Source organism: Pseudoalteromonas sp. APC 3250 (assembly GCF_030407915.1).
Classification (GTDB): Bacteria; Pseudomonadota; Gammaproteobacteria; order Enterobacterales; family Alteromonadaceae; genus Pseudoalteromonas; species Pseudoalteromonas tetraodonis.
Genome location: NZ_JASDCM010000001.1, coordinates 534,222 through 542,569 on the forward strand (window position 1 = coordinate 534,222; position 8,348 = coordinate 542,569).

The 8,348-nt window shown below is 38.2% G+C and carries 10 protein-coding genes; 5 read left to right on the forward strand and 5 right to left on the reverse strand.

What is annotated here, in order from left to right; translation table 11 throughout:
• Positions 1–46: 46 nt before the first annotated feature.
• Positions 47–640, reverse strand: coding sequence for an ABC transporter substrate-binding protein (locus QL986_RS02400; RefSeq protein WP_024601118.1), 594 nt, complete (start codon positions 638–640; stop codon positions 47–49).
• A 246-nt stretch (positions 641–886) separates the two neighbouring features.
• Here QL986_RS02400 and QL986_RS02405 point away from each other — a divergent pair, with 246 nt between their 5' ends.
• Positions 887–1,423, forward strand: coding sequence for an acyloxyacyl hydrolase (locus QL986_RS02405; protein ID WP_036954276.1), 537 nt, complete (start codon positions 887–889; stop codon positions 1,421–1,423).
• 85 nt (positions 1,424–1,508) lie between these two features.
• On the forward strand, positions 1,509–1,658 hold the full coding sequence (locus QL986_RS02410; protein ID WP_096040836.1) for a DUF2897 family protein: 150 nt from the start codon (positions 1,509–1,511) through the stop codon (positions 1,656–1,658).
• Positions 1,659–1,691: 33 nt separating this feature from the next.
• On the opposite strand, the gene QL986_RS02415 is transcribed toward QL986_RS02410, so the two are convergent.
• Together QL986_RS02415 and bamC are read right to left on the reverse strand one after the other, a co-directional pair.
• Positions 1,692–3,080: a YjiH family protein gene (locus QL986_RS02415; protein WP_024601116.1), complete on the reverse strand. Its 1,389-nt coding sequence runs from the start codon at positions 3,078–3,080 to the stop codon at positions 1,692–1,694.
• 65 nt (positions 3,081–3,145) lie between these two features.
• The gene (gene bamC / locus QL986_RS02420; protein WP_033104412.1) at positions 3,146–4,204 is read right to left on the reverse strand and encodes an outer membrane protein assembly factor BamC; all 1,059 of its coding nucleotides are present in this window, start codon (positions 4,202–4,204) and stop codon (positions 3,146–3,148) included.
• Positions 4,205–4,559: 355 nt separating this feature from the next.
• On the opposite strand from bamC, the gene QL986_RS02425 reads away from it, so the two are divergent.
• The 3 genes from QL986_RS02425 to QL986_RS02435 all read left to right on the forward strand — a co-directional run bounded on the left by QL986_RS02425 (position 4,560) and on the right by QL986_RS02435 (position 6,183).
• The gene (locus QL986_RS02425; RefSeq protein WP_013465263.1) at positions 4,560–5,093 is read left to right on the forward strand and encodes an ACT domain-containing protein; all 534 of its coding nucleotides are present in this window, start codon (positions 4,560–4,562) and stop codon (positions 5,091–5,093) included.
• A 10-nt stretch (positions 5,094–5,103) separates the two neighbouring features.
• Positions 5,104–5,583 (forward strand): thioredoxin-dependent thiol peroxidase, encoded by a 480-nt coding sequence (gene bcp / locus QL986_RS02430; protein WP_024601114.1) that lies wholly within the window; start codon positions 5,104–5,106, stop codon positions 5,581–5,583.
• Between the two features lie 153 nt (positions 5,584–5,736).
• Entirely contained in the window at positions 5,737–6,183 is a 447-nt protein-coding gene (locus tag QL986_RS02435) for a hypothetical protein (protein WP_138764992.1), read from the forward strand.
• Positions 6,184–6,316: 133 nt separating this feature from the next.
• Here QL986_RS02435 and QL986_RS02440 read toward each other — a convergent pair whose 3' ends face one another.
• Positions 6,317–7,795, reverse strand: coding sequence for a transporter substrate-binding domain-containing protein (locus QL986_RS02440; protein ID WP_024601112.1), 1,479 nt, complete (start codon positions 7,793–7,795; stop codon positions 6,317–6,319).
• Between the two features lie 220 nt (positions 7,796–8,015).
• On the reverse strand, positions 8,016–8,348 hold a 333-nt coding region (locus tag QL986_RS02445), incomplete at its 5' end, for an integrase core domain-containing protein (protein WP_036957335.1).

The window sequence follows — 8,348 nt, forward strand, 5'->3', positions numbered from 1 at the left end:
TCTGCCATTAGCTGCTTTTAGGTTGGAGCTGTTAATTGCAAAAGTACTAACTTTGCTGAAGTTCTGCTGTGACTTGGTCTAATCCCACATCAGAAATACGTTGAATGATCTCTTTTTGCTTAGCACTGAGTAACGAAATTCCCTCTGCAACAATATCGTATACCTTCCACTGATTGTTATTACCTAAACGCAATTTAAAGTGCAAATCAATGGTTGGCTTATTCGGTTCAATAATTTGCGTTTTAACCGTAGCAAATTTAGAGTCGCTTGCAGCAGCGTCTTGCTCAAATATTACATCCTGCCCTGTGTACTTCATAAGCGCACCGGCATAAGTCCCTGTTAAGTAATGCTCTACAGCATTAATAAACGCAACACCTTGTTCGCGGTTAATACCTTTAATATGCTTACCTAATAATTTAAACGACACAAACTTAACATCAATATGTGGCATTAAACGCTGCTGAACAATTAACGACATGGCTTCTTTGCTGGCATCGCCTTTGGCATTTACCTGTCCAATATCGTTAAATAATGATTCTGCTACAGTTTGCAATAACTGCTTAGGTGATGGCTGCGTTTGTGCATACAAAGTGCTACTGAAAAAAACAGCAATAACCACTAAAAGCTTTATAAGTTTCATAAAAAATGCATAGTTTAAATAATTAATTTAAGCGTAATTTACGCAAATAACAGGCAATAAAAAAGGCATAAATAAGCAACTTATTAATGCCTAATTGGCACCAATTGAATTAATTAAATAAATTCAATTGGTTAAATAAATCAGTTAACAAGCCATATACAAGCGGCTTTTTGTCCTCATTGAAAACACCAATTCACCGCCCTTATTATCCCTTTACTATTTTGACTTAAACCCTAGTTGGCCGTTATGAAAACCTCATACAACAGACTTTTAGTTCTTGTTTTTACCCTGTTTATATTGGCTACCAAAGCCGCTTATGCATCCTCTAACCATGGTTATGCCGTCGATTTATTAAAAGGAGAAGGCAATGTAACAGGGGCAAAGCTTGCGTATCAATATCACCCTCAAGGAATGCAAAACTTTGTCGGCGATGCTCGTTTTTATTTAGAAAGCAGCGTTAACGTGTGGCAATACCGCCATGATCAACAATCACAATCCAACGTAGTCTTAGCTGTGTCACCGGTGGTGCAATTTCCAGCATTTAGTGTATACAACACCCCCTTTTATGTAGAGGCAGGTATTGGTTTTTCATTACTTGATGAGCGCTATTTTGCCGGTAAAAACCTAAGTACTCACTATCAGTTTGAAGATAGGATAGGCCTAGTGGCAGATTTTGGTGAAACCAATGTAGCGCTGCGAATTATTCACTATTCAAACGCCGGATTTAAAGCGCCCAACCCAGGCATTAACTTTTTAACGTTATCGGTGGCACAACGGTTTTAATTGCTTATTTACAGTCCTAGAGAGGATTGCGGCTTTTATTTAAAGTGGTCATAATTACCGCTTAATAAAAAATAAGAGCATCGCAATGCAAATTTGGCAAATCGTACTCGTTATCGTGATTGTACTGGCTATTGTTATCGGCAATTTAGTACTGCTGCGTTTAAGTGCAAAAAGCGAGTTTAAACCCTCAGCACCAAGCTCATCTGCGCAAAGCAAAGAAACGAAAAAGCCCTGAATAATCAGGGCTTTTTTCGTTTAAATGATTGTTCTAGCCAACTAACCAGTGTGCCATTAAGGCAATAACTGGCAAGGTTACTAAAGTTCTGAGAATAAAAATAACAAATAACTCAAAAATATTAACCGGTATTTTACTACCTAATAAAAGTGCGCCCACTTCAGACATATAAATAAGTTGCGTTACACTCATTGCCGCAATAATAAAACGTGTTACATCGCTTTCAATTGAGCCTGCGGCTAAAATAGACGGAATAAACATATCTGCAAATCCCACCATAATCGTTTGCGCCGCCATTTCGGCTTCAGGTATTTGTAGTAATTCTAAAAATGGAATAAACGGCATACCTAAATATTGAAATATTGGCGTGTACTCAGCAATAATTAAAGCAAATGTACCCACAGCCATTACCACAGGTAATACTGCAAACACCATATCAAATGCGTTGTGTAAGCCCTCTTCAATTGTGCCTTTTAAGCCTGGTGCTTTTTCTGCTTTAGTTAATGCAACATCAAGTGAATGCTTAAATAATGTTTTGCCTTCAGGAACCAATTCAGCGTTTCCATCGGGCTCTTCACCATCAATAAGCACGTCCTTTTTAAAACGCAGTGGCGGTAAACGCGGAACAATTATCGCAGCCACTACACCCGCTAAACACACGGTTAGGTAAAAAGGTGCAAATAAATATTCAAGCTTTACTTGGCCAATAACAACCAAACAAAAGGTAATTGATACAGCAGAGAAAGTGGTACCAATAATCGCAGCTTCACGTTGAGTGTAGTATTTATCTTCATACTGGCGTGCAGTCATCAAAATACCGACACTGCCATCACCTAACCACGAAGCAACACAGTTAACTGCACTGCGCCCCGGCACCCCAAACAATGGACGCATTACTTTAGTAAGTAAGGTACCCACCAGCTCAAGTAAACCAAAATTAAGTAATAACGGCAGTAACAAGCCCGCTAAAATAAACACCGAAAACAACACCGGTAGTAAATCTTTTAATACTAATAAACCGGTATTTTCTGAGGTAATAGCATGCGGCCCAACTTGAAAATAAGTTAAAAGCACAAACGCCATACCAAATAACCGTGTTACTAACCAAATCCAACTCACATTAAATAAATGATTTAATAAGCGAAATTTGGTTAAGCTTTTCGGTTTAAACACACTAAATATCAACGACATAACGCCAGTAATACAAATAATTGTCGCTATTAGCCCTAGTGCTATTTCACTAAATAAGGCTTGAATTGCTTTTGCCATTACCGCAATAGGGATCGTCATTATTTCGCCAGACGGTACTGGCGTCATGAACAAAAAAACACCGATTAAAGAAGGAATTAAAAAAACCAACCATACTTTCAAATCATAACTTTTTTGGACTGGTGCTGGGCGTGATGAATCTAACTGAGACATATTTTCAACCTGTAAAAACCACAAAAAGAGCTAAGTGCTCTTTTTGTGGGAAGTATTTATATTTATTAAATTTTAATACCGCGCTTGATTAACGCCGCTTCTAATGCTTGTTGTAACCCATTCATTGTACCTGGTTCAAGCGTTTCGCCTTTGTCATCCATCCACGTTAGACTGGTGCCACCTTGTTTGGTTTTGCTAACCAAAATTTGGTATTGACCTTCATCAATTGGAAGCTCTGTTGGTTCATCGCCCCAAATTGAATCCCACACACTGCTTTCTACTTTCGCATAATCTGCTGTAATTAAACCTGTCTCTTGGTTTACTTCAACAATTGTGAACGACAAACGCTCTAAAAATCCAGAAAAGCGATCGAATACGGTGTCATACGTTTGCTCAGTAACAAGTGCGGCATTGCCTTTGTTATCAAACCCGAGTTCTAACGAGATGATCCCTTGACGCTTGCGCATATCAACTTCAAGCTGACGGTAGCGGTAATCAAACTCGCTCACTACTTGGTTAAGCGCACGCACTTCAAGCTGTTGTTTTAATAAATCAGTTAGCGGCTTATCACCTTTAAAATCAATAAGCTCAGCGGTTAAAGACGCTGTGCGTTGGTGTTCTTTTTCTTCAATGGTAAATTTAAAACGCTCTAAATCAACGCTTTCATCATTGCCCCATAACCAGCTTTCTTCAGGCTTTACAATAGCGTACCAATCGGTTACGAGTGTTCCTTGCGTTTTATCTTGCTGTGTTGCGTTAATGTTATTATCAGCAAGCACCGCTTGAATCGAATCCCAAATAAACACATCTAAATCTTCAATGCCGTCATTTTTATCAAAATAAATACGCGCTTGTTTATCTGCTTCCTCAACCCAACTGCCTTTAGCAATGGTTAAAACTTGCGCCGGCGGACGATAGTTTGTTGCCTCCGGATTATTATCATATTGACCCACATCCATTTTATAAACAGGATCTTGAGCGGGTTGAGATAACGATGCAGGCGCTTTAACCGGCTCATGGGCGCGGTAATTACGCTCATTATGAGCATCACTTGTAAATACACTACACCCTGACAAACTTACCAATACACTTACTGCTAGTGCTTTTGGGATCCAATACTGCACAGATAATTCTCCTTAGCATACCCTTAATTGTTTTAACAAATATATGAGTGGGTAATGCCGATTTGGTTCAGTGTAAAATCAATATTAACTTTACATTTATAATTTGCTTGCCTAACTGCATTCAGCCTATGAGATAACAAACGGACTAGGCTACAAATAGACACATTTTTGCTATGGTACTTTCACAAGCTTGTAAAAACAAGAAACACTGCACTATTAACCGCCTAAAATTAACCGCTGCTATAGTTTAACGCGGGTTTTGTGTTAAACTTTGCCGCCGTGCAACGCTACGTGTTTATTTTTTTGTTGCCAAGTCGGTTGTTTTCATCCAAGTAACTTAGGTACTTTAAAACCCATGACTGCATTTTCAAATCATCAAATTGTTTTAACCGCAATTGGCGAGGATAGATCGGGCATCGTCAGTGAACTTACGCAACTCGTAAGCGATTGCCACTGTAATATTATAGATAGCCGTATTGCAATTTTAGGCAACGAATTCACCTTTATTATGCTACTTAGCGGTGATATGTCAGCCATTAGCCGCATAGAGCATACATTACCGACCAAAGGCATGGAGCTTGGCCTGCTCACTATGATGAAGCGTACTTCAAGCCATAATCAAAGCGAGTTTTGTGCAGGCTATACCTTAGAATATACCGGCATAGACACCCCTGGCACATTAAGTAAAGTAACGCGTTTTTTTGCAGATAATAATATTAATATTTGCTCATTAAAGTCAGACACCTACGAAGAAGAAACTGAGCTAAAAATGCGTTGTGAACTTGAATTTAATATTCCCGTTGACGTTGATATTGACCAATTTAAAATTAGTTTTGAAAACCTTTCGCACGTTTTAAACGTAGATTACATCTTTCGACGTATTCGCTAAGGAGTTTAGCATGAACAAAATTACCCCATTACAAAGTGGCGACACAGCACCGGCTTTTAGCTTACAAAACCAAAATGATGAAACCGTCGTGCTCAGCGAGTTATTAAAAGAAAAACAAGTACTGGTGTACTTTTACCCTAAGGCGTCAACGCCTGGCTGTACCGTACAAGCCGAAAACCTGCGTGACCAACAAGCCGAGCTTGCTAAATTTAACACCCATGTTGTTGGCATAAGCCCAGATCCGATTAAGCGTCTTAAAAACTTTGAAACAAAAAAAGAGCTTAACTTTGACCTACTCTCAGATGAAGATCATGCCATTGCTGAGGCATTTGGGGTGTGGGGCTATAAAAAGTTTATGGGCAAAGAGTACGACGGTATCCACCGCCTCACTTTCTTAGTAGGCCAAGACGGTAAAATTAAACACTTGTTTGATAAATTCAAAACCAAAGATCACCACCAAGTGGTATTAGATTATTTAGCAGCTGAATAAAGGCTAAAGGCTAAAGGCTAAAGGCTAAAGGCTAAACAAGATAAAATAAAAGCGTTGCTCAAGGGCAACGCTTTTTTGTATTTATCGCTTTAGTACTTTAGCATTCCTGCCGATAGTTAAATTAGTAACAAATAACATTATGGATAATAAACCGTGATACAGCTAAATAAACACTCAGCCTTTGACGTTAAAATTACAGCCGAAAAAACAAATATTGCACAACAAACAAAAGACACAACAAAAAATCAGGACAACACTGGTTATCAATTATCAGACAAAGAACGCAATCAACTCTCAGGAAAAGAGGCTGAGCAAAACGCTGAAAAAGCAACAAATTCAGAAATGCCTGAATATATCGCAAAAATGATAGAGCAACTTAAAGAGCTCAAACAGCAGCTTGAAGAACAAAAAGAACAACTCACTCAATTACAAGCTCAATTCGATCCGGAAGACGAGGTCATACAAGCACAAATTGAAGCACAGGCAAATATTGTTTCATCAACACAATCTCAAGTAGTCGCGCTGGTACAAATGATTAGCCAAGCCATGAAAGACGCCGGTATTACTGACGCAGGTGCACTTGTTAGTGCCATTGTTTGAATTTTCAGAGCCAAGTATTCAGCGTTATACAAATCTACCTTACAAAGGCGGCTTTATTTTTATCATCGGCTTATTATTTCAATGATAAATATGCCTACCCTAGCGGTTAAAAAACCACGTTGTGCTTGCGTTCTCACTCTTCATCTAACAGTGCTTGCTGATAAATTTTATTAAACTGTTCAGCAGGTAAGTCAGCCGTAAAGTGGTATATAAGCGCTTTATATTCATCGCTTTGAATTAATTTTGAAAGTGTATTATTAAAGTTCTGCATAAATTTTATATTTTCTTCACTGCGCTCACACATTAAATGCCCAACAGTAAACGATGTTTTTAATTTCAAATCAAAGGAGTGAATATCAGCATCTGTTATATCGTGCCAATACGTGGCTACATCACTGGGGTATTCAATAGACGCATCAAACTCTTGCAACTTCGCTAATTGTTGTAATCTAGAGAATATATTAGTGGGAGCTGGTTTTATTTTAGTTTTATCTACCTCTTCAAGTAGAGACATAATGTCTTCGGAGAATATTCTGAATTTTGATAACCCCAACCTTAATCCACTTTGTGACACCAACTCGTCTAAATTTTTTATATGTTTAAATTGAGCCAAGTTATTTGGAGAATAAAGTCGCGGTGCGAGATACAAAGAAAACGGCTTTGATATTAAATAGCGGCTTGCTCGTTCTGGCGTGTTAATTTTATTGGCGAAACAATGACTAATGCCAAATTGCACCTCAACATTGGTATCTGGCGCTTTTACAAACTCAATTCTGTAATCTCGCATTTCAGCCAAAATTAACTTATAAAGCTGCGCGTCGAGTGATTTTCCTTCGGTAACTGAGTTCAGTCGTAGCAAAGACTCATCGTTACTACTTAATACGATTTTTGTTTTATTTGCGTCAAACTCTGCAAAACGCGTATTTTCATAATCTAATTTATATAATGCCTGCAACCGTCCCGATGATTTTAATTTTGGCATTGTTTGGTCAAATTTTCTCGCCAAGGCTTTCCCTTTTTCATTATTCGAAAAGGCTAAATAAATAGGCCTTGCTGGCACAACCTCTACATAATTAAGCTTTGATTTGTACTCTTTGGGAATGTTGTAGTCAAAATCAACGAAAGCATCTATGCGTTTATTGAGTAGCAGTGCCACTGCGTTTTCAATAGTAGAAGCCGGGTAATAATCGTGTGGGTATTCAATAAACTTATCGAAATTGTAGCCATCAAGCCAGCTTAATACTTTGTTGTTTAAATCAGACAGTTTATTAAACTTATGAGCAGAATCTACAAAATACGCATTAATTGGGTAATCGTAGTCTAAATACCAATTGGGATAATAAGCTAAAGGAATATCCTCTTTAGCAACACCAACAACAATATCATATTGTTTTTGTTCAAATAAATTGGTAATTCGTTTGTAAGTACTAAAATCAAACTCGAGCTGTTCATCCACATAAACTTCTTTTAATAATTCAATATAAACGCCTGTTTCATCCGGATTAGTGTAATCAACCCAGTGAGTCACGCCCACTTTTACAGTAGCAAAAGCCGAGTTTATAAAAACATAAGAAAAAACAAACAACAGTAGTAGGTATTTAACCAAGCGCATTCTCCCAATCACTTAGTTTAATATATGCACCACCAGTGTACTTTGCAAACTTGGGTTTTAGTTCAAGGTTCAAGGTTCAAGGTTCAAGGTTCAAGGTTCAAGGTTCAAGGTTCAAGGTTCAAGGTTCAAGGTTCAAGGTTCAAGGTTCAAGGTTCAAGGTTCAAGGTTCAAGGTTCAAGGTTCAAGGTTGATACGACCCCGATAAAGTAGACACGGGTTTTTAATTCATTAACTCGTATTGCATGGGACTCACATTTCCTAGCGTGCCATGCATTCTTACTGAGTTGTAGTAGTTTTCGATATAAAAGCGACTTTGTACTGTCATTTCACTACGACTCAGTTCATTTAAATTGTTCATCCATTCTTTTTTATACTGGGCAAAAAAGCTTTCTGAGCAGGCATTATCCCAGCAATTCCCTTTTCTCGACATGCTAATTGTTACCTGTCGGTTGTTCAACCACGATATTGTTTCTTTTGCACGATACTGGCTGCCTTGGTCTGAGTGAAATAATAAGCGACTTCCATCAGGTTTACGTGCATCCCATGTTTTTTT

What these genes read in the sequence shown, in the direction of transcription:
- bcp (WP_024601114.1), top strand. Translation starts at nt 5,104, where the DNA reads ATGAACAAAATTACCCCATTACAAAGTGGCGACACAGCACCGGCTTTT.
- QL986_RS02410 (WP_096040836.1), top strand. Translation starts at nt 1,509, where the DNA reads ATGCAAATTTGGCAAATCGTACTCGTTATCGTGATTGTACTGGCTATT.
- QL986_RS02415 (WP_024601116.1), bottom strand. Translation starts at nt 3,080, where the DNA reads ATGTCTCAGTTAGATTCATCACGCCCAGCACCAGTCCAAAAAAGTTAT.
- QL986_RS02440 (WP_024601112.1), bottom strand. Translation starts at nt 7,795, where the DNA reads ATGCGCTTGGTTAAATACCTACTACTGTTGTTTGTTTTTTCTTATGTT.
- QL986_RS02425 (WP_013465263.1), top strand. Translation starts at nt 4,560, where the DNA reads ATGACTGCATTTTCAAATCATCAAATTGTTTTAACCGCAATTGGCGAG.
- QL986_RS02400 (WP_024601118.1), bottom strand. Translation starts at nt 640, where the DNA reads ATGAAACTTATAAAGCTTTTAGTGGTTATTGCTGTTTTTTTCAGTAGC.
- QL986_RS02405 (WP_036954276.1), top strand. Translation starts at nt 887, where the DNA reads ATGAAAACCTCATACAACAGACTTTTAGTTCTTGTTTTTACCCTGTTT.